This window comes from Rhizobium sp. NPDC092011 (assembly GCF_044756305.1).
In the GTDB taxonomy this organism is placed as follows: Bacteria; Pseudomonadota; Alphaproteobacteria; order Rhizobiales; family Rhizobiaceae; genus Rhizobium.
This window is the reverse complement of sequence record NZ_JBIVSO010000001.1, coordinates 1409076-1429592: the sequence shown is the minus strand read 5'-3', so window position 1 is coordinate 1429592 and position 20517 is coordinate 1409076. Positions and strand designations below refer to the sequence as shown.

At 59.6% G+C, this 20517-nt stretch carries 21 protein-coding genes; 11 read left to right on the top strand and 10 right to left on the bottom strand.

Going from position 1 to position 20517, the window contains the following annotated elements:
• The 4 genes from ACIQJ2_RS06560 to ACIQJ2_RS06545 all read left to right on the top strand — a co-directional run bounded on the left by ACIQJ2_RS06560 (position 1) and on the right by ACIQJ2_RS06545 (position 4161).
• Positions 1-828 carry an ABC transporter ATP-binding protein gene (locus ACIQJ2_RS06560; RefSeq protein WP_199148955.1) on the top strand — a complete coding sequence of 276 codons (828 nt, stop codon included), beginning with the start codon at positions 1-3 and terminating at the stop codon, positions 826-828.
• Positions 825-1589 carry an ABC transporter ATP-binding protein gene (locus tag ACIQJ2_RS06555; protein WP_400667972.1) on the top strand — a complete coding sequence of 255 codons (765 nt, stop codon included), beginning with the start codon at positions 825-827 and terminating at the stop codon, positions 1587-1589. The genes ACIQJ2_RS06560 and ACIQJ2_RS06555 overlap by 4 nt, the downstream gene beginning before the upstream one ends.
• A gap of 109 nt (positions 1590-1698) precedes the next feature.
• Positions 1699-3207, top strand: coding sequence for a serine hydrolase domain-containing protein (locus ACIQJ2_RS06550; RefSeq protein WP_400667970.1), 1509 nt, complete (start codon positions 1699-1701; stop codon positions 3205-3207).
• Positions 3208-3276: 69 nt separating this feature from the next.
• Complete coding sequence (locus ACIQJ2_RS06545; RefSeq protein WP_400667968.1) at positions 3277-4161, top strand: LysR family transcriptional regulator; 885 nt, start codon at positions 3277-3279, stop codon at positions 4159-4161.
• A gap of 24 nt (positions 4162-4185) precedes the next feature.
• Here ACIQJ2_RS06545 and ACIQJ2_RS06540 read toward each other — a convergent pair whose 3' ends face one another.
• The 3 genes from ACIQJ2_RS06540 to ACIQJ2_RS06530 all read right to left on the bottom strand — a co-directional run bounded on the left by ACIQJ2_RS06540 (position 4186) and on the right by ACIQJ2_RS06530 (position 7307).
• Positions 4186-5052 carry a D-amino-acid transaminase gene (locus ACIQJ2_RS06540; protein ID WP_400667966.1) on the bottom strand — a complete coding sequence of 289 codons (867 nt, stop codon included), beginning with the start codon at positions 5050-5052 and terminating at the stop codon, positions 4186-4188.
• Positions 5053-5174: 122 nt separating this feature from the next.
• Positions 5175-6248 carry a P1 family peptidase gene (locus ACIQJ2_RS06535; RefSeq protein ID WP_199148960.1) on the bottom strand — a complete coding sequence of 358 codons (1074 nt, stop codon included), beginning with the start codon at positions 6246-6248 and terminating at the stop codon, positions 5175-5177.
• Positions 6249-6395: 147 nt separating this feature from the next.
• Positions 6396-7307, bottom strand: a complete 912-nt coding sequence (locus ACIQJ2_RS06530) for an alpha/beta hydrolase (protein ID WP_400667964.1) — start codon at positions 7305-7307, stop codon at positions 6396-6398.
• 366 nt (positions 7308-7673) lie between these two features.
• Here ACIQJ2_RS06530 and ACIQJ2_RS06525 point away from each other — a divergent pair, with 366 nt between their 5' ends.
• The 3 genes from ACIQJ2_RS06525 to ACIQJ2_RS06515 all read left to right on the top strand — a co-directional run bounded on the left by ACIQJ2_RS06525 (position 7674) and on the right by ACIQJ2_RS06515 (position 9977).
• Positions 7674-8864: a helix-turn-helix domain-containing protein gene (locus tag ACIQJ2_RS06525; protein WP_400667963.1), complete on the top strand. Its 1191-nt coding sequence runs from the start codon at positions 7674-7676 to the stop codon at positions 8862-8864.
• Between the two features lie 273 nt (positions 8865-9137).
• Positions 9138-9359 carry a hypothetical protein gene (locus ACIQJ2_RS06520; RefSeq protein ID WP_184707810.1) on the top strand — a complete coding sequence of 74 codons (222 nt, stop codon included), beginning with the start codon at positions 9138-9140 and terminating at the stop codon, positions 9357-9359.
• 180 nt (positions 9360-9539) lie between these two features.
• On the top strand, positions 9540-9977 hold the full coding sequence (locus tag ACIQJ2_RS06515; protein ID WP_400667961.1) for a VOC family protein: 438 nt from the start codon (positions 9540-9542) through the stop codon (positions 9975-9977).
• Positions 9978-10123: 146 nt separating this feature from the next.
• Here ACIQJ2_RS06515 and ACIQJ2_RS06510 read toward each other — a convergent pair whose 3' ends face one another.
• Positions 10124-10480 carry a hypothetical protein gene (locus ACIQJ2_RS06510; RefSeq protein WP_400667960.1) on the bottom strand — a complete coding sequence of 119 codons (357 nt, stop codon included), beginning with the start codon at positions 10478-10480 and terminating at the stop codon, positions 10124-10126.
• Between the two features lie 114 nt (positions 10481-10594).
• On the bottom strand, positions 10595-11008 hold the full coding sequence (locus tag ACIQJ2_RS06505; protein ID WP_400667959.1) for a hypothetical protein: 414 nt from the start codon (positions 11006-11008) through the stop codon (positions 10595-10597).
• 175 nt (positions 11009-11183) lie between these two features.
• Here ACIQJ2_RS06505 and ACIQJ2_RS06500 point away from each other — a divergent pair, with 175 nt between their 5' ends.
• Positions 11184-11960 carry an SDR family oxidoreductase gene (locus ACIQJ2_RS06500; RefSeq protein ID WP_400667958.1) on the top strand — a complete coding sequence of 259 codons (777 nt, stop codon included), beginning with the start codon at positions 11184-11186 and terminating at the stop codon, positions 11958-11960.
• 12 nt (positions 11961-11972) lie between these two features.
• Here ACIQJ2_RS06500 and ACIQJ2_RS06495 read toward each other — a convergent pair whose 3' ends face one another.
• Both ACIQJ2_RS06495 and ACIQJ2_RS06490 read right to left on the bottom strand, forming a co-directional pair.
• Positions 11973-12935, bottom strand: coding sequence for a S1C family serine protease (locus tag ACIQJ2_RS06495; RefSeq protein WP_400667957.1), 963 nt, complete (start codon positions 12933-12935; stop codon positions 11973-11975).
• A gap of 180 nt (positions 12936-13115) precedes the next feature.
• The gene (locus ACIQJ2_RS06490) at positions 13116-13535 is read right to left on the bottom strand and encodes a MarR family winged helix-turn-helix transcriptional regulator (RefSeq protein WP_400667956.1); all 420 of its coding nucleotides are present in this window, start codon (positions 13533-13535) and stop codon (positions 13116-13118) included.
• A 102-nt stretch (positions 13536-13637) separates the two neighbouring features.
• Here ACIQJ2_RS06490 and ACIQJ2_RS06485 point away from each other — a divergent pair, with 102 nt between their 5' ends.
• Together ACIQJ2_RS06485 and ACIQJ2_RS06480 are read left to right on the top strand one after the other, a co-directional pair.
• Positions 13638-14912 (top strand): FAD-dependent monooxygenase, encoded by a 1275-nt coding sequence (locus ACIQJ2_RS06485; RefSeq protein WP_400667955.1) that lies wholly within the window; start codon positions 13638-13640, stop codon positions 14910-14912.
• A 275-nt stretch (positions 14913-15187) separates the two neighbouring features.
• Positions 15188-15820: a lysozyme inhibitor LprI family protein gene (locus ACIQJ2_RS06480; protein WP_400667954.1), complete on the top strand. Its 633-nt coding sequence runs from the start codon at positions 15188-15190 to the stop codon at positions 15818-15820.
• A 209-nt stretch (positions 15821-16029) separates the two neighbouring features.
• Here ACIQJ2_RS06480 and ACIQJ2_RS06475 read toward each other — a convergent pair whose 3' ends face one another.
• Positions 16030-16278, bottom strand: coding sequence for a hypothetical protein (locus tag ACIQJ2_RS06475; RefSeq protein WP_199151565.1), 249 nt, complete (start codon positions 16276-16278; stop codon positions 16030-16032).
• A 292-nt stretch (positions 16279-16570) separates the two neighbouring features.
• Here ACIQJ2_RS06475 and ACIQJ2_RS06470 point away from each other — a divergent pair, with 292 nt between their 5' ends.
• A complete protein-coding gene (locus tag ACIQJ2_RS06470; RefSeq protein ID WP_199151566.1) occupies positions 16571-17797 on the top strand; it encodes an ROK family transcriptional regulator in 1227 nt (408 codons plus the stop codon).
• Between the two features lie 196 nt (positions 17798-17993).
• On the opposite strand, the gene ACIQJ2_RS06465 is transcribed toward ACIQJ2_RS06470, so the two are convergent.
• Positions 17994-20015 (bottom strand): beta-N-acetylhexosaminidase, encoded by a 2022-nt coding sequence (locus ACIQJ2_RS06465; RefSeq protein ID WP_400667951.1) that lies wholly within the window; start codon positions 20013-20015, stop codon positions 17994-17996.
• 28 nt (positions 20016-20043) lie between these two features.
• Positions 20044-20514 carry a GNAT family N-acetyltransferase gene (locus ACIQJ2_RS06460; protein ID WP_400667949.1) on the bottom strand — a complete coding sequence of 157 codons (471 nt, stop codon included), beginning with the start codon at positions 20512-20514 and terminating at the stop codon, positions 20044-20046.
• Positions 20515-20517: the final 3 nt, after the last annotated feature.

The following is a 20517-nucleotide window of genomic DNA, read 5'->3' as shown; positions in this document are numbered from 1 at the left end:
ATGCTGGTCGAGATCGAAAATCTGCGCATCGGCTTCAAGACGCGCACCGGCTTTGCTCCCGCGGTCAAGGGCGTGTCTCTGCGCCTTGGCGCCGAGAAGCTCGGAATCGTCGGCGAAAGCGGCTCCGGCAAGAGCCTTACCGCGCGCGCATTGATGAAGCTTTTGCCAAGGCAAACCCGCATCGAAGCCGACAAGCTCGCCTTCGACGGCATCGACATCGTGTCCGCCAGCGAAAAGCAGATGCGCACCATCCGCGGCAAGCGGGCAGGTTTCATTCTGCAGGATCCGAAATACTCCCTGAATCCCGTCAAGACCATCGGCAATCAGGTTGCCGAGGCATGGCGGACCCATAAGGGCGGAAGCCGCCGCGAGGCTGCAGAGGCTGCAGCCAATCTGCTCGAGCAGGTCAAGATCCGCAATCCGAAGGCTGTCGCCGCCTCCTATCCGCATGAAGTCTCAGGCGGTATGGGTCAACGCGTGATGATCGCCATGATGTTGGCGCCGGACCCCGAACTGCTCATCGCGGACGAGCCGACAAGCGCGCTCGATGCGACCGTGCAAGCCGAAATCCTGCGGCTGATCGAGGAGCTCGTCTCGCAGCGCTCCATGGGGCTGCTGCTCATCAGCCATGACCTGCCGCTCGTCTCGCATTTCTGCGACCGCGTTGCAGTCATGTATTCCGGGCGCGTGATGGAGGAGATCAAGGCTTCCGAGCTGCTTTCCGCCGCTCACCCCTACACGCGCGGCCTGCTGAATTGCATTCCTTCGCTTACGCATCCGAAGGAACGGCTGCCCATTCTCGAGCGTGACCCGGAGTGGCTGAAATGACGATAGAGATCGATAATCTGCGGATCCGCTTCGGCGAGCGCGAAGTCGTCAAGGGCGTCTCCTTCCAGGTAGAGGAAGGCGGCAGCTTCGGCATCGTCGGCGAATCCGGCTCGGGCAAATCCACCGTGCTGCGCGCCATGGCCGGCCTGAATACGAGCTGGGCCGGGCGCATCGCCTTCAACGGAGAAGCCGCACCACAGCACCGCACACCGGATTTCTTCCGCAAGGTGCAGATGGTCTTCCAGGATCCTTACGGTTCGCTGCATCCGCGCCAGACCATTGACCGCATCCTGAGCGAGCTGCCGCTCGTTCACCGCATGGGCGACATCGATCGGCGTATCGCGTCAGCGCTCTCCGATGTCGCCCTGCCCCAAAGTGCCCGCTTCCGCTATCCGCACCAGCTCTCGGGCGGCCAGCGGCAGCGTGTCGCCATCGCCCGTGCGTTGATCGCAGAGCCGAAAATCCTGCTGCTCGACGAGCCGACGAGCGCACTCGACGTTTCCGTCCAGGCCGAGATCCTCAATCTGCTGTCCGATCTTCGCGCGGAGCGAAAGCTCACCTATGTGATGGTCAGCCACAATCTCGGCGTGATCGCTCATCTCTGCACGCGGGTCGGCGTCATGATCGATGGCCAGATGGTTGAGCAGCTTACGTCCGACGATCTGCGGCGCGGCAACGTAACCCACCCTCATACACGGGAATTGCGCCGCCTGAGCGTCGAGTTCGAAGAAGCGGAACCGGCCAACTGCACAACTCCTTAAATCGAAATCGATCTAAGGAGTTATGCAGAAATTTTGAAGTGCTACAGCGACCTTTGCGCGTCAGGTATGACGCGCAAAGGTCGCTGTAGTCCGCAATTACGAGGCATGCATGTCTGAAACGGTAAACTGGAAAGCGGCGCAGAAATGCGCTGCTCAATTCGCGCAGAGCTGGAGCGATGGTGAGCCGGGCGGCGCTGTCATCGGCTTCGATGAAAATGGTGTCCGCTTCGCCGAAGCCGGCGGCGTCGAAAGCCTCTCGACGATGGCCCCTTTCACCGCCGCAAGCGTGGTTCGCTACGCCTCGGTGACGAAACACGCCTTCTGCGCGCTGGTGCTCGCACATTCCGACAAGATCGGTCTTGACGACCGTCTGGGCAAGCATCTGCCCGAACTGCAGGCGCCTCTTCGCGATGTGACCGTCGGCCGCGCACTCGACATGAGCGGCGGCCTGCCCGATACGCGCGAATGCCTGTCGCTGCTTGGGCTGTCTGTCTATACAGAGACCAAGGCTGGCCCGCTGCTCGATTTTCTCGTACGCCAGACACGGCTAAACTATGAAGCCGGCACCGAGATTTCCTACTCCAACACGGGTTATCGCCTCGTAGAAGCGGCACTCGAACGACAGGGCGTATTCTTCCGCGATTACGTTCGTGAGGTCGGCGCACAGACCGACGCAGTACTCGATGCACCCGATGTCTGGAACGATCCGGTCATTGGCCTGGTTCCGGGCTATTGGCTAGACGGAGAGCGCTGGCAGCTTTCGGCCGCCGGCCTGCATATCTCCGCCTCCGGCAGCATGACAGGCAGCGGCGAGAGCCTTGCGAAATGGCTGATCGGCCTCCTCGGTGACAAGGGATCACTCGAAGGAGTCCTGGAGCAATTGTCAGCTGCGCGGCCGCTTGCCGACGGCCGCATGAGCGGCTATGGCCTTGGTCTGCGTGAAAGCCTGCTCGGCAATCGCTCATTCATCGGGCACGGCGGCTCCCATCCCGGCTACAAAAGCTACTTCCTGCTCGACCCCGCCCATAAGACCGGCTTCGTGGTGGTGTCGAACCGCGAGGACACCAACGGCTATAAGATCGCCCTGGAATCCATGGCGGCTCTGACTGGCGAGACCCTGCCGTGTGCATGTCAAGCCCTTCGCGATGGCACCTATGTCACGGAAAGTGGTCCGTGGTGGATCAAGGTCGCCGGCAGCACGGTGACCTATCTCGATGCCGACGAAACGATTTATGAAGATGAGAGAGTCTGGGTTTCATCTCGCTCGGCTTCGTCACCGATGCGCCTGAAGATGGACGGCGAGGACATTGTCGGAGAGGTCGGACATGCGCAGCGTCGCTTCAGCCCCATTCGAGAGCAGGACGTCCCGGCATCTCTATCAGGCGTCTGGAATTCCTCTGAAGGAGCAAGCTTCAAGATCGAAAGCGGTAACGTTATCATGGGCATAGGCCCTGTGCGTCATCATATGCCGCTAAGCGCTTTGGGTAATGGACGCTTCCTGTTTACCCTCGTCGACGGCCCCTGGACCAAGCGGGTTTGCCTCAACCTTCTCGACTCAGACCGGTTGGAGTTGGTGCTCGCCCGGGCAAGAATGATCGAATACCGCCGCGCCGGGTGATTGCATTCCCGGCTCATTCGGGCCAAGGAGAACCCGGCATCAACGGCCGGTTTCTCTTGGGAGCTTCGAGTGGAAGTCAAATGGCTTGAAGATTTTCTGGCGCTGGCACGGACGCTAAATTTTTCGAAGGCGGCCGACGAGCGCCATGTGACGCAATCGGCCTTCAGCCGCCGCATCCGGCAGCTGGAGGGCTGGGTTGGTACGAGCCTGATCGACCGGGCAACCTATCCTTCGCGCCTGACTGCGGCCGGCGAACGTTTCGTGCCAGTAGCAGAACAAACGCTGCAGGCGCTCTATCAGGCGCGACGCAATCTCCAGCATGAGGATGGCACCGATGCTCGCACCGTGACGCTCACGGCGCTGCACACCCTGTCCTTTACCTTCTTTCCGGATTGGCTGAGCCGGCTCAACACCCTAATCGGGCCGATCGTCTCGCATTTGCGGGCGGACTCCGGCACCATGGAAGAAAACCTGAATTCGCTTATCGACGGAGACTGTGATTTCCTTCTCACCTACCAGCATCTGCACGTGCCGATGCTGCTCGATCCGCAATTCGAATATCATACGCTCGGTCAGGAAAAGATCCTGCCCATCAGCGCGCCGGGCGCGGACGGTGCGCCGTTGCATCGCGTCGAACCCGGCTTCTGCCATGTCAGCTATCAGAAGGCATCTTTTTTCGGACAATTGGTGGCGGGCACCATCGGCGAGCGGCTACCGACAGAGAACCGGGTGCATGTCGGCAGCATGTCGGTTGGCCTGAAGGGAATGGTCGCAGCCGGCTTCGGCCTTGCGTGGATACCGGAAAGCTTGGTCAAAGCAGAGCTGGCGGACGGTCGGCTGGTCTATGCAGCCGAACCTGATTGGAACATCGACGTCGAAATTCGCGTCTACCGCTCCCGCGAAAACCGTCGTCCGATCGTCGGGCGCATCTGGTCGATGCTGGACAAGCCCTGACGATCGGGTTGTCGTTGCGACGGCTCAAACCGCCGTACGGCGCGCATTTTCCATGTAAAGCGCGCGCAGGCGCTTGAACATCGGCCCCGGCGTGCTGTCGCCGACCGCTGCGCCATCGATGTTCGTGATGGCGACGATGAAGTTCGAAGCGCTCGTCAGCCACACTTCGGCGGCCGCCTTTGCCTCGTCGACGGAGAATGGTCGTTCCTCCAGCGCCAGCCCCGCTTCGCGGGCCAGATCCAGGATGGCAAGCCGCGTGCATCCCGGCAAGGTCGCCTGGCTGTTCGCGCGCGTAACGATGCGGCCGTCGCGGGTGACGATGTAGCCCGTCGAGGACGCACCTTCCGTCACCATGCCGTTTTCGACCAGCCAGGCTTCATCGAAGCCTTCAGCCTTGGCCGCACGCTTGGCCATGACCTGCGGTAGCAGACAGACACTTTTGATGTCGCGCCGCGCCCAGCGCTGATCCGGCATAGACTTGACCTTGAGGCCCTTTTCGACAGCGGCGACATGCTCCAGCGTCTTCGCCTGCGTGAAGATCACCAATGTCGGCGGCAGGTCTTCGGCATAGAAGAAATTGCGGTCTTCGGCGCCGCGCGTGTACTGGAGATAGACGACCCCCTCGGTCAGCTGGTTTTCCGCCACGAGACGCTTCTCGATTTCGACGATCTCGCCTGTGGTGATGGGCAGATGGCCACCGATTTCCCCGACGCTGCGCTCCAACCGCGCCATATGCAAAGCGCTGTCGATCAGCTTGCCGTCGAGAACGGCAGTCACCTCATAGATGCCGTCGCCGAACAGGAAACCACGGTCGAAAATGGACAGATGCGCCTCGTTTTCGGGCAGGAAGGCACCGTTCAGATAGACGGTGCGGATCGTCGGGGCAGACATGAAAACTCCGTAAAATGCGGGATGTGGAAATGAAATTCAGATGTGAGCCAGAGCATGATGCCGAAAGGTGCGGACAGTTTTTAACTCGGCATCATGCTCTGCTTATTTGCTTTTGAGCGGTTTCAGAGTTCAGGTCGAACAGACCTGAAATCATCCGGCTCAAGTGCGCGAAGGCTGATCGCATCGGCTGACGAGATCTTGCCGGTCGCGGCGTTGAAGCCCCTAGTTTCGACCGCCATGGCAAGCGAATTGAGGATAGCTTCTTCGGTCGCTTCGATGGCGGCTTCGAAGAGCGGCGACACGACGTCGTTGCTCAAGGATGGGATCGCACTCCCCCTCTTGCGGTGTTCGGGGGTCCGGCGCACGGCCTCGGCGGTCGAAAAGGCCAACGCATAATCGCCCGAACCGTTGCTCAGCGCCGCACCGGTGCGCGCAAGGCCACCGAAACAACGGCGCGCCAGCCTCTCAAGGTTGCGTGAGCAGAGCGGCGCATCCGTGGCAAGCACGATGACGATAGAGCCGTCCTTGTCGTGTTCCGCCAAGGTCGCATAGTCGCGACCGGCAACGATAAGATGGCCGCCGTAGTTCGATTGGACAAGCACGCCGAGCCGATAGGTTTCTCCGCCGACCGGCACCAGGCGGGAGCTTGTCCCGATACCGCCCTTCAACCCGAATGCAACCGTTCCGGTCCCGGCGCCCACGGCGCCCTCTTCGACCGCCCCCGATGTTGCGCCGTCGATCGCCTGCGAGATCTCATCGACGCTCGGGCGAGCCGCGCGAATGTCGTTGAGGCGGGAATCGTTGGTTTCACCGACCACGGCGTTGATCGACACTGTCAGCTCATTGCCGGGCTGGGCGAGAGTGTGGCGGATAAGGGCATCGATGCCGCGTCCAACAGCCAGCGTGTTTGTGAGAACGATCGGCGTCTCGATCTCACCGAGCTCGACGATTTGCGTGGAGCCAGCAAATTTTCCGAAACCATTGAGAATGGCGAACCCGGCGGGGACCTTGTCCTGAAACAGATTACCGCCATGTGGCAGGATCGCGGTTGCGCCCGTGCGAGTGCGCTCGCCTTCATGACATGTGACATGGCCGACGCACACGCCGTCGACATCGGTGATCGCGTTCAGCGGGCCAGGCTCGAAATGCCCGGGTGCAAAGCCAAGCTCGCGGATTCTATGGCGTTTCTGGTCCATTATTCATGCCTCACAAAGATGGCACGACATTACTCTGCCGCGCGGCGCGAAGGCACAACAAAAACGGAATAGTTTCAGACCGGCTTTGCAAAGATGGATGTTGCGTCTTCCGACACGACACGACGACCCGCGCGCATATGGATCTCCCTAGAGAAAGCGATGGTCGCGCAACCAGGTCTCCCACCAGCCGGGCCATTCGGCGCTCGGCGTAGCCGGCTTGCCCATGCCAAAACCATGCCCCCCGCTCGGCAAGCGGTGCAACTCGGCAGGGATCCCGGCCTTGCCGCAAGCGTCTGCCATGATGAGTGTGTTTGCCGGATTTGAGATGGGATCGTCCTCGGCCTGCACCAGGAAAACCGGCGGGCACCCCGAGCGGACATGCGTCTCTACAGACCACTCCGCACTGGCTTGTGCATCAGGATGGGCGCCAACCAACGAACGACGAGCCGAGGTGTGGTCATATGGTGGTTTCAGCGTGATGACCGGATAGATCAGTGCAACCAAGTCGGGCCGTACGGATTGGCTATCCGCTATGTCGACTTGTTGATATGAGGCAAAGGCGGAGCGGGTTGCCGCCAGACCCACCAAGTGACCGCCGGCAGAAAAGCCGAGAACACCGATGCGTGTGCGATCGAGATGCCGGCTCGAGGCTTGCGAACGCATGAGGCGCAGGGCGCGTTGTGCATCCTGCAACGGCGCGAGCGGGCCGTTGTTCCATCCTTCTCGCGGCAACCGATAGGTCAGCACGAAGGCGGTAATGCCGCGCGCCATCAGCCACCGAGCGGCAGGATAGGCCTCTTTTTCCAGCTCGATGCGCTTGTACCCGCCGCCGGCGGCAATCAGAACGCTCGCGCCATTTGCCTGTCCTGGCGCAAAGATCTCCAGGCTCGGCATGACGATATTACTGACGGCGCCTCTGTCGCTCGTTTGCAGACTGCCGGAGGGGCCGCCGTCCCCTGGTGGTGGCCCCGGCCAAAGAGGGATGATCGAATTCGACGCTGCCGCTCTCGTAGAAATTGCGGCAACCATCGTACCGATCAGAAAGGAACGGCGATCCATCGTTATCAATCCGGAGACCTCGCATCCGTGCAGGGACAGCCGCGATAGGTCGAGATTGCAATCATCTCTGGCCTCTGCGCACCCACGGATGTGAAGCGAACATCTGCATATGGCAGCAATATGGCGTCCTTTTATGGGTCTCAGTGACGTCCACCCACAACCCAACAGAGAATTTCTTTTGCTGCTCTTCCTTACGCACTAACGATAGATTGACTGGCCGCAAGGCTTGCCTTTTCAAAAAAGCGCTGCAAATGAATGCCTTAGCGTGGTAGATATGTGAGAAGAGCGTGTCTCGCCACCTTCCATCTCTTCTCGGGAGGGGCTTGGTGACCATGCTCCGACCCGACGGTATCTGAGGAGACCAGATTGCCTGACTTTCGACGCGAGGAACAATCCGCTTCCGCGGAGGCCAAAGCGAAAGATGATGTTGGAAGCGGTGACGACAAGCCCGCACAAGCTGAACGCCGGCGCTTTCCGCGTTCGAGCACGACAATCGGCGAAGAACAGCGTCAGCAAATCCCTGCCCTGAAGCCGCTTTTGTTTTCCACCCGAGATCTCGAGCCCCGCGCGCAATTTGCAGCATGGCAGGCATATATTGCTCCCCTCATCGACATCAGGCTGCCGGACAATATCAGCACCGAAGCCGGCTTTCTCGCCGAGCATGTGGCCTGGAACCTTGGCGGAATACTGATCACGCAGCAGAGTACGCCACCGCATAGCTATCTGCGCTCGCAGGCGAAAGTGAAGACAAACCTCGTCGATCATTGGCATATTTCCGTGCTGCACAGCGGCAAGACATGGACCGAGGTGGACGGGCTCGTCTCAGAAGGCGAGCCAGGCAAGGTCGAGTTGCGATCTCTCGGCCACCCGTTCCGCGGACGCTCGACGGAAGCCAAAACCCTGTCACTTATTCTGCCTCGCACATTGCTGTCGGATGCCCCCGCTTCGACCGACGTCAAAAACAATGTCGCCCTTTCCGGAACGCTCACGAAGCTCCTGATCGAATATCTGGATATTATAGAGAGTAATCTCGTCAATTTCGCCGCGGCAGATCTCCCGCATGTCGTTCAAACGCTACGCGACATGATCCTTGCAAGTGTCTCGTCGTGGGCGGCCCAATCCGCAGGCACCGAGCAACACAGCATATTGACCCTGACGGAGCGCATCCGTCGGTTCGTCGAGAACAATCTTACCTCGGACGATTTGACGGTGGACCGCATTTGTCGCGAACTCGGCATATCCCGCACGAAGCTCTATCAGGTCTTCGAACAGGAAGGCGGCGTGCATCATTATATTCAGCGGCGGCGCCTGCTCTCCGCACATGCGGCGCTCAGCGATCCTGCCAATCGGGAACAGATCGTCGACATTGCCTTCACGATCGGCTTTTCGTCCGCTGCGCATTTCAGCCGGGCGTTCAGCAAGGAGTTCGGCTACAGTCCTCGTGAAGCAAGAAACCTCTCCTCTCCCCATTATTCCGGGCAGGTACTGCCGCCAATGCCGGTCGACGGGACTCAATCCTTCGAAACATGGTTGAGGATGCTTGGTCACAATCGCTGACGGATGCCGTCAGCTGTCGTCACTGTGAGACAAGACCCGCTTATTTCCCTAGGCAAGCGGCAGAATGCTCCCTGACATTTCCTCTGCAAGGCACACGAGACCGCGTTTGGCAATCGTGAAAATGTACGCTGCTGCAAGTTTCAGGATGCATGGCTAACGACACACAATTCGTAACTTATTAAAAATGAAACGAATATTGGAGCCGACATTAGTGCCTTGGTGTGTGGCGAGTACACGTGGAGTCCACCAAGGCAAGTCTTAGGGAGCAGATCGATGGTATCCACACGCCAGACAATAGAGATCAGCAAGCCACAGCATTCCGCCAACGATGCCTATCGCGCAGTCGAGCGCGAGGAAATTCTGGAGCTGGCATTTCGGGATTTCGTCCAGGCAGTCGTCGCGGCGGGCTGGAGCGAGTCTGAAGTTGCACTGACTTTGGCTGATATTGCAGACGACTATGTCATGGCGCTCGCGGGCAGGGTCGCAGAAAAATAGTGTTGCATGGCCGCCGGTGCTCCGCAGGGGTGAGCACGCGCGACCAACAGCAACTCTTGACCATGCCGCCGGTACTGCCGCCCATCAAAGGCGATTGACCGGCGGCATTGGTTTTTCCGAATGAGCGGACTTCCTTCAATCCCAACATCCCCGAACACAATTAAAAAGACGAGCGCGACGATGAAGATCAGACAGCATCTTTGGTTCCGTCAGGATATGGACGCAGCGCTTGAATTCTACACATCGCTGATCCCCGGTTCGTCGATCGGTTGGGTCTCTAACCTCCTGACCAGCAACCCGAACGGCCCGGCCGGTAGCGCCAGGGTTGCCGGCTTCACACTCGCCAACCGCCCCTATATGGGCTTCGAGGCTGGTCCGTTCGACCACTTCGATCATAACTCTCAGATCATGATCGAATGCAAAACGCAGGCCGAAGCGGATCGTCTGCGCCGCGCGCTTGGCAAGCCGGGTGCTTCAACATCATGCAATCCGGTGCGCGATGCCTGGGGAGTTTCCTGGCTGCTTTTGGTCGGGCAAAAGGTCGACGGCGTCGATGCGACACTCCAGACCGATATAATCGGCGCCGATCCGATACGGGGCGATCGCTCCGTCGCCTGAACGGCCTACGGTGCCTCAACACGCAGATGCCTAAGGGCATGGCCCATCAGCACATTCCCGCATCTATCGAATGGCAAAGACACCCCGTCCTTTTGCCGTCAACGCAATTCCCAGCGGAAAGCTGCGAAGCTTTTACTGGAATCGCTTCAGAGATAGCGGTCTTCGCCATGCCAGCTCGCAACGCTCGAATGAGCTGATTTCGACAGGAACATCCCTGCAGCCAAGCAGTAGAGCAGCAGGATGATGGCCGCCTCGACGATCAGCGGCAAAAATGCGAAGCGCGTTCCCGGCGGTTCTTCCTCGTCAGGGAACAGATCGGGCAAACTCAGCACCATCGCGATCAAGGGTGACAACAGCACCACGAGAAAGGCGATTGAATGAAACCACAGCCGCCCCCGGGGCAGTTTTCCTGCAGCCCAAAAAGCGGCCAGTGGCGCGGCTATATTGCATATCAAGCCCAATACCGCAGCAAGGGCTACCGGCAGGATCGAATCGTCAAGCATGGATCCCCATTCTCTTTTCTACCCAGGTTAGTACCGGGATCAAAGAATAACAACCTCTCCATAAGTGCTATGGATGAGGTTCACGCATAACGGGGTCTCCAATCATGAGCGGCTCTACTTGATGGTAAAGCCGACCGATTCCATCGGCTTGCCGTCTACCGAAAATTCGACCTTGTAGGTTCCGACCGGCCAACCATTGTTCGGCTTGGATATATCGGAGTTCACCTGACTAATCCCGGAGGTGATATCCAGGTTGGCCTCGTCGATCTTGTAATTGGCCGGAGCGGCCCCGCCGGTGTCGATGGCAATCCATGCGACGTTCACCTTGCTTCCCGATGGCACTTCATCGGTCAGCTCCGCCGAAACGAAAATTTTCGGCGTATCCGCCGCAAAACTGCGCTGCGTCGTATCAGCATCCTTGTCAGTCGAAACGATGATATTCTCAAAGCCGGCGGCCCAAAGGCTTGACGAAACAGTCGTCAAAGCCGTCACGGCGAGAGCAAAAAGTAGTTTCTGGGGGCGACGCATTCTCAACTATCCCTTCGATTGAGAAGATGATCTGATGTCAGTATCGCTTTCAGGATAACAAAGACTCAGGCGATACTCACATCCGAACGCACTGATAGCACGCAACACATTAACAGCCAGAATATTGCTCGCTACGGCGACAAACTATTGGCGACGAACTGGACGGGAGACTTGAATGAGCGGGATTTCACCCACGGCACAAAGTGGAATAGCGCTGGTGACGGGCGGCGGCACGGGCCTTGGGCGTGCAATGGCGAAAGCGCTCGGCGCAGCCGGTTACAAGGTCGTGATCTCCGGGCGAAGGGCTGATATCCTTGAGACCGCCGCTCAAGAGCTGGCGAAAGAGACAGGTGCTGAATTTTTAGCAGTTGCCGCCGACATCAGCGACCCGGTCTCGGTCCGTGCCCTCTTCGACGTTGTTGAAAGCCGCTACGGTCGCCTCGATCTGCTCGTCAACAATGCCGGCATGGGCCTGCCCGCGGTCCCGATGGAAGAACTGAGCTTCGAACAATGGAATGCCATCGTCGGCGCCAATCTGACCGGTGCCTTCCTCTGCACGCAACAAGCCTTCCGATTGATGAAGAGCCAGGTTCCCCATGGTGGCCGCATCATCAACAACGGCTCGATTTCAGCCACGACCCCGCGCCCCCACTCGGCACCCTATACGGCGACGAAGCATGCGATCACCGGCCTGACGAAATCGACGGCGCTCGATGGCCGCCCTTTCGACATAGCGTGCGGCCAGATCGACATCGGCAATGCCGCCACCGACATGACGGCACGCATGAGCGCCGGAGTGCTGCAGGCAAACGGAGAAACCGCCGCAGAGCCGACCATCTCCGCCGAGCATGTCGCCCGCGCCGTGGTCTACATGGCCAGTCTGCCGCTTGAAGCAAACGTGCTCTCCATGACTGTCATGGCCACGCAAATGCCACTGGTCGGCAGAGGCTAGCAACTACCAGCGTTAGATCGCCGGGCGCGCGGAGGGCTTGACCCGCCGCCGCTCGACTAGGCCGCCGACACTGAAGATCAGCATTTCGATCTCGGTGTCGATCTTATCCCCGTCCAAAAGCCGGACGACATCGTCTATGCCCGATACGGCGTGGCCATCGATTGCCAGCAGGTAGTCACCCTCCTGCAATCCGCCTCGCTCCGCGGGACTATCCTTCTCGACGCGGCGCAGCCGCACCGCGGTCGAATGCGTGACGCCCGCCTCCAAAGCGATACGCCGATGCAGCTCGACGGTGTCGGCGGCAATGCCGATATAGGCGCGCCGGACGTGACCGAAGCGCAGGATCTCCGAGACGACATGCTTCGCGGTATTCGAGGCGACCGAGAAGGCAATGCTCTGAGCACCCTGGATCACCGCCGTATTGACGCCGATCACCTCCCCCGCGGACGATACCAGCGGCCCGCCGGAATTACCCGGATTGAGCGCAGCATCCGTCTGGATGATATCGTCCATCAGCCGTCCGTTGGCTGCGCGCATCGATCGACCGAGCGCCGACACAATCCCGGCCGTGACGGTCCATTCGAAGCCCAGCGGGTTGCCGATGGCGATTGCGATGTGGCCGCGCTTCAGCGTCTTGGAATCGCCAAGCCGTGCCCAGGCGCCGGGCCAGTCGTTGGCACGGATGAGCGCAAGGTCGGTGTCGGGATCGCGACCCAGCACCCTGCCTTCGACGGTTGCCCCTTCCGGCGTCTTGATGCGGACTGTTTTGGCATCGTCGACGACGTGATTGTTGGTAACGACAAGACCATCGGGAGAGATGGCGAAGCCGGAGCCATGCCCGGCGCGGCCGCCCACGCGTTCGATCCGGCTGACGGCCGGCCCGACGACATCGACGGCACTTGATACCGATTGCGAATAGGCATCCAGCAGCCCGGCATCGGATGACGGCTGGATGTCACGATCAAGGAAGCCCATGAAAACTCCTAGGACGCGGGTGCGTCTCCACGAGGACCGGCAGCAGCTGTGAAAGGCAGGAGGCTGTCAGTTCGACAGATTGGAACAACTGCTATTCAGATGAGGCGGCATTGCTCGAAGTTCAAGGGCGACAGATCCATGGCGGCCGTGCGGGATTTCACGGCCATCTCACATCAAGGATCATTTGGCCTTTTTCTGTTGAAGTCGCTCCAGTTCGTTCTCCTGCATCTGGATAGCCTCGGTCAGAAATCGCAGGACGATCCGCTTTTCGTTATCGGAGAAGTGTTCAAGCATTCGCAATCCGGCGTCCTGGATCGGGCCGTAAATCTCCCTGGCGACCTCGACGGCCATGTCAGAAGGAGCGATCAAAATTCTGCGCCGGTCTTTGGGATCCGCAATGCGATGCACGAGACCTCGCGCAGTCAGGCGGTCGACCAATGCGGTCACCGATGGCGGTGCAAGACCCACGGCCTTGGCCACGACATTTGCCGGTTGAGGCGCTCTCATGATGACGCTCAAGCATTGACGTTCGGCACTATTCAATCCGTAGAGCTTGCCGAAGGTTTCGTCGAAAGCCTCCGTCACTTCCTGCCATCGCATGCATGCGAATCCAATTGCCTCCGCAAGATCCGGCGACTCTTCATTTGACTTTTCTTCGATCATCGAATAATTCATTTATCGAACAATTAGAAGGAGGAACCAATGTGCCCGATGAATTACGCAACTGCAACTCCCAATCCTGAAACAACCAGATCGACGGTCGGAATTTGCGGCGCGGGTATAGGCGGTCTGGTGCTTGCGTTGAGACTGGCGAGATTGGGGTTCCGCCCGATTGTCCTGGAAGCGCGTACACGGGAGGCCGCCCTCTCCGAAGGTGAATTTCTGACGCTCGCGCCCAACGGAATGAATGGGCTGAGGGCCGTCGACTGTTATGAAGATGTCGTGCGCGAGGGAGTGGAGACCAAAGCCATCGAACTTCGCAATGCGGGCGGCAGGAGACTTTTCCTCGTCAATCAAACCGATCATCGGGCAAAATTCGGCGCTCCGTCAGTCACCGTCAAGCGAGGCGCGCTGACCAGGATACTGATAGCCAAATGCGAAGCGGAGGGCATTGCTGTGCATTTCGGCAGGCGCGTCTCCAGCGTGGCGATGAATGCCTATTCGGTGTCGTTGAACTTCACGGAAACCGGGGGCCTTGCCGTGGATTTTCTGGTCGCGGCCGATGGCCTGAGATCATTGGTTCGCTCTCAGGTTTTTTCAGACTTTCCCGCCCCCCATTTCACCGGTCTCATCGGCGCGGGCGGTATCGTTGACGCAGATATACCAGCTACCGATGGTGTCATGCGAATGACATTCGGCGACCAGGCCTTCTTCGGTTACATCACGTCGGCTTCAGGTTCTGTCTATTGGTTCAATTCTTTTGCCGCCGACAGCGCAGACACCGTGCGCGGACTGGATCCGAATGCTCTGGCCGACCTCCTTCGCAAGATGCATGCGGACGACCCGTCTCCCAATCCTGAGATCTTGCGCGAGGTCAAAAAGGTCGAGCGGAGTTATCCGATCTTCGATATGCCGCCGCTTCCGGTCTGGTCGCGAGGACGCGTGGTTCTGCTCGGCGATGCTGCACATGCGATCGGCCCGCACGCCGGGCAAGGAGCATCGATGGCCATCGAAGACAGCCTAGTGCTTTCGGCGTGTCTCGCCGCAACCCTAAGCCATGCGGACGCTTTCGCTCGTTACGAGGCACTGCGGCGTCCGCGGATCGCCCAGGTCGTAAAACTGACCCGACAAAACGCTGCGCGGAAGCGCAAGTCCACCCGTCTTGGTCTGCTGCTGCGAGACCTGCTGCTGCCTCTGCTGTTGCCGATCGGCATCCGGATGAGCCGCAAGCTTTTTGCATATCGCGCGGATCTCCAGCCTTTGGGTGTGTTGCACGCCGAATTCAACGATCCGAGACATCGGCAAGACGCAGCATAAAGTCTTGAACGGATGAACGACCTTGGCAGATAAAGCCCGATAGCTTGGCGCCGTTTCCCCAACCCAGCGACGTTTTGCGCCGGCGACAGGAGGAGATTTGCGCGGCCAAGCCAATCGGCTCCAATTTGCGATATACCCCACGAACACCATAGGCGCCTGCTCGCGCTCTTCAACCACCAAAGCGAACGGCAGGCTGATCGTGAAAAGCAGCGAGGAGACTTTACGACGGCGACCTCAGCCATAGTTAGCTGGAAGGCGTGGAAACGGAGGCCCCAATGATGATTTCTAATGCTGCCCTGACAATACTCATCAGCAATTTTCTTGCCTTACCGGCCATCGCTAGCGGCATCGATTGCACGAAAGCCGCGTCGACAAGCGACCATCTGATTTGTGCAGACCAGTCGCTTCGCGCGCGGGATTCGATTTTGGGCGATCTCTATGCCGCGGCCATAAAAGGCGACGATGCGGGCAAGATCAAACAACAGCAGCAGCGCTGGGTGAAATCGCTGCAGTCATGCGCGGATGCTGCATGCATCCGGACAACATATGACGACCGTATCGGCAATCTGCTGGCAAGCAAAGGCGGGCAAAGCGTCTCCACCAACTTCAGCGCCGAAAATGCCAACGGTAACGAAGGCAATCTGTCGATATTCGGCCCGGTTGATGGCCTAGCGGCAGTCTTTGTGACGTCGACTTTTGTCGGGCCAGGCGGCGCCGATGCGGGCGACGTCAATGCAGACAATGTCAGCGGCGTCATTCCTCTCAAGGACGGGCATGGTAAGCTCTCCTCGGACAATTGCTCCATCCGCCTTGATCGCCTGAATGCGCGGACCTGGCGCGTCTCGCAGTCGGGAGCATGTCAATTTGCCAACGGCGTCGCCATGCAAGGCACCTATCGCCGGCAATAGTGGCAGTTGGCGGGTAGCCGCGACCGGCTGCAACTATCCTGCCCGCAGCCGAAAGCGGAATGGCATTTCGAAACGCCGGGATGATACCGTCCTGTGAAAATAAAAACGCTGTGAGGCGGCAATGCGCATCACAGCGTTTCCATTGCATCAATCCATCACATCCCCGGCACCAGCGCAGCCGGGAATCCTTGCTTGAAACGCGTCAGCAATCAGCCGCCGACAGCGTCGGACGTGCACTTCTTGACGAAGCTCGTCTTGGCTGCGCCGGCAAGCTTCTTCGCTGCCGCCTGGGCGTCGCAAGAGGCGGCCGCATCCTTCGCGCATTTGTTGCTGAAACTGGTCAAGGCTGCTCCCGCCAGTTTCTTGTCGGCGGCCTGAACCTTGCATGTGGCGTCGGCAGCCATCGCTGCGGTGGCAAGGCAAGTTGAGAAAATCGCAAGTCCGAGCAGTTTGATCATCGAAGTCCTCCGGGGCAAACCTCTGCAAAAGGCCGAGGTAACCGGAGTCTAACCGAACCCTTGCCATAGTAAAGACGTCCTCGATCATCGGAGACGCAGAAAAACTGCACTTAAACAAGGTCTACCCTTGGTTCGTTGAGCTTCAGCGTCTTGAATCGATAGACAAAAGAATGGAAAGTAACCACATAGGGGCACGCCATGGCAAAGCGCCGCGCCCTCCCCGTCACGCGCCGGCCTCCGTGGCAAATAACAACACGAACCGAACGCTGTTTCAGAAATTCCCACTCAGCTCATGAAGACAATTTCAGGCACGAATCTCGAACAGGCCAAATCGCATAATCGGCGTGTCGTGATCGAGGCCATCCGTACCAACGGGCCACTTTCACGCGCGGCAATCGCCCGAATGACGGCGCTGACGACTCAGACGGTATCCAATATCGTCGAGGAGCTCGCGCGCTCGCACCTGCTGATCCCGATGGAGGCGCAGAAGATCGCCCGCGGCCAGCCGATCATTCCCTATACCATCAATCCGAATGGCGCCTATTCGATCGGCCTTGAGCTCGGCCGACAGCGCGCTGCCGGTGTGCTGACGGATTTATCTGGAACGGTTTGCGCCCGCATCGACCGCCATGTCGACAGACCTGGACCAACCGAAGCGATCCCGGTGCTTGCCGCCATCGTTAGGGATTTGCAGGATGCCTTTTCCTTCGATCGAGACCGGTTGCTTGGGGCAGGCATCGCCCTGCCCGGACGCTATGCCGATGGCGGCGTGACGTCGCTCAGCCCGCTCAACCTGCCGGGCTGGCAGGATTTCCCCGTCGCCAGCGAGCTGGAACGACAGATCGCTCTGCCAGTTCTGGTCGAGAATGATGCAACAGCAGCGGCGATCGGCGAGCGTCTTTACGGTGTTGCGCGTGGGCTCGGCAGTTTCGTCTATCTCTTTCTTGCCGGCGACGGCGGCATCGGCGCCGGCATGTTCCTCGATGGCCATCTCTATAAGGGCAGCCGCGCCAATGCCGGCGAAATCGGACACATCATCGTCGAACCGCATGGAAGGCTGTGCAGCTGTGGCAAGCGCGGCTGTCTCGATCGCTACGTATCACCTTCGGTCGCCTACGAATATCTCGGCATCGAAGGCGCTCAGGAGCTTTCACCCGACGATCTAGACGCGATGGTCGCGGCCAACAACCACGGACTGGAGACCTGGCTCGAACAGGCTGCTCAGCCGTTGCGACAGACGATCGACTTTCTTGAACTCGCCTTCGATCCGCAGACGATCGTGCTCGGCGGCAGCGCACCGACATCGCTTTTGACGCGACTGGCGGCTCGCGTGGAGCCGCTCCATATTCCCGTGAACCCGATGGAAGAGCGCAAGATCCCGCGCCTGATGGTCGGGGCGACCGGCAAGGACACCGCTATTCTCGGCGCCGCCGCCCTGCCGATCTTTTCGGAAACAAATCCGCAGTTCGATGTGCTGCAGAAACCAATCATCCATCGCGCTTCCCAGCAGGCGGGATAAGCGGCAGAAGCGTTTGAAGCGGCCAGCCGTTGAACGCGATCAGGCGCGGCAAATGTGCCGCGCTTGGAGCCGGACGATCTTAGGTCGAAGCGATCTAAAATCATCCGGCTCCAGATTCAAAGAAATAGAGCATGATGTCGCCCGAAAACCGCACACACTTTTCGGCATCATGCTCTAAGGACCAAGCATCAAGCTGTCAAAATTGATGCAGGCCGTAAAGCAGCGGCATCGTGCCGACGAGCGCCTTGAACCGCTCCCAGGATTTCTCCGATGGCTTCGTCCAGCCGGTTTCCGCAAGTGCGGATAGGCGCGGGAAAACAAGGCGGTCGAAAATGGCGCGATCGGTCATCGACTCCGACCAGAGGCAGGCCTGAATGCCACGAAGCTTTTCCTTCTGGGTGTCTGTCCAGCCACCGATGGGATCGAAGGTGTAGAGTTTCTCCGGATCCGAGTGGCCAGCCCAGCTTGCGCCTGGCTCGTCCCAATCCGGACGCATCGCCATGTCGAGATAGTAGACCTGGCCCGGGCAGACCACCATCTCATATCCACGGCCGGCCAGCTCGGCCGCGACTTCGACGCTACGCCAGCTGCAGAGATAGCTCTTGTCCTTGTCGATCCTGTCGCCATGCGCCGCCTCTTCCCAACCGCCGGTTATGCAGCCTTTCGAAGCGAGAAACGCCTGGATCCGCTCCAGGAACTCGGCCTGAAGAACCGCGGTGCCGGAACCGTCAATATCGTCCGCGCCATGCGTATTGGTGATCACGTTCAGACGCTTGGCATGCGCGTCCGCCACGTCGTCGCCGGCAAGTTCGCGCAGGCGCGCAAGCGCTTCCGGCGAACCCGACCACGCACCGAGCGGCACTTCGTCGGCGCCGATATGGATGGCCTTGAACGGGAAAAGCTCGATGAGCTCGGACAGGATCGTCTCGATGACCTCATAGGTCTTCTCGCGGGCCGGATTGATGCAATTGTCCGGAAAGCCCTGGACGGAGTAGTAGCTGCCGGCCTCGTCGGGATCTCGAAGCTCGGGAATTGCCTGGAGCATCGCGTAACAATGGCCCGGCATGTCGATCTCCGGCAAAACCTCGATGCCAAGACCCTTGGCATAGCCGACGATATCGCGCACAACCGCCTTAGTGTAGTAACCGCCGGTGCGAGCCGGGCTGGAGCCGAGAAGCGGCGGCATCGGCAAGCCATGCCCACGCCATGCACCAATTTGCGTCAGCGCCGGATAGGCATCAATCTCGACACGCCATGCTTCATCATCCGACAGATGCCAATGGAAGCGGTTCAGCTTGTTCCAGGCAAGCACCGCCATCAGCTTCTTGATTTCAGCGGAACCGTAGAATTGCCGCGCGACGTCGAGGTGCAAGCCGCGCCAGCTCATCGCCGGCTCGTCGATGATCTCGCCGCCTGCCGGGAAATGGAACGCCTGCGGATGCAGGCGCGCGCCGCGCCAGATCTGGCCGATGGTAACGAGACCATAGACGAAACCGGTCTGCGCGCTCGCTTCGACCGTTATCGTCTCCGGGGAAAAGGCGAGCCTATAGGCCTCGGCGCCCAGACCTTCGACATGGCGCAATTCCACCGGCACGGCACCTTCCGCCTCGGAACGGATCAATCCTTCGGCCGAAAAGAGGTGCTCGACAAGAGCAGTAAAGCTTTCAGCGGCAGCTTGCGCATCGGGGCCTGCGGCCTTCAAGGCGAAGCCGGCCGGCAGTGGACGTCGGGAGGATACCGCTACATGGTTCGGCCACGGAATGATCGCGAGCGGCACCGGCGGATTTGACGGCACCGGATAGACTTCCGCGCCACGCTTCAACGGCGCATTGCTTGACGATGTGCGCGTCGGCTCGGTGCCAAGTGAAGCCGTGGTGCCATCGGCAAATGCGAGATAGGCGCTGTTGGCGCCATCGTTCCAGTGACGGAACTGCCAGCTCAAGGCGCGAACAGTGATGGTCCACGTTTCGCCACCCGCCAGTACGAAGCCTTCCGGCGGCTGGAACTCGGTGAAGTTGGAAAGACGCTTGGAGATCGTCGCGCCTTCGACGATGCCGGCCGGGTCGACACGACCCGGGCCGCTGACGCAGAGCGCGAAGCCGGAAAGCGGCTCCGACGAAAGATTCTTCAGCCGCAATACGTAGGAAAATTCCTTCTCGTCGGTCGGCGGGTTCCATGTGGTTTCAAGCCGCAGAGCCAAGGATCGCGGTATGGACATGAGTATTCTCTCTTCCTGAAGGGATTGTTCAAAGCTTGAGCATGCCGGCGTAGATGCCGGGCGCGGAATTGGGGATCTGCGTGGCGCCGACCGTCTTCTCGTAGAATTCGGATGGGCCGACATCGCCGATAATGGCATAGGCGTAGCCCAAGGCCTTCATGTCGGTGAGCGAGGCGAACAACAGCGCACGACCGATGCCGAGACCCCGCACCTCTTCGGCGACGCCTGTCGGACCGAAGAATCCGCGTGCGGTCGCCTCGTGGCACGCAAAGCCGACAAGCTCGCGATTGCGCGTGGCGATGAAGCAGGTCGGCGGCTGGCGTGTCATCGCAACGGTCGTCTCGCTTGCCCAGCCCTGGCTGAAATGTTCGGCCACCCAGCCGGTGATCAACCGCAGCTCTGGCGGCAGGGCACGACGGATTGCAATGCCACCCTGCGCCATCCGCTCGGTCGATTGCGTGTCGGCGGGCAGCGTCGATAGATTGACCAGATAATCCAAAGT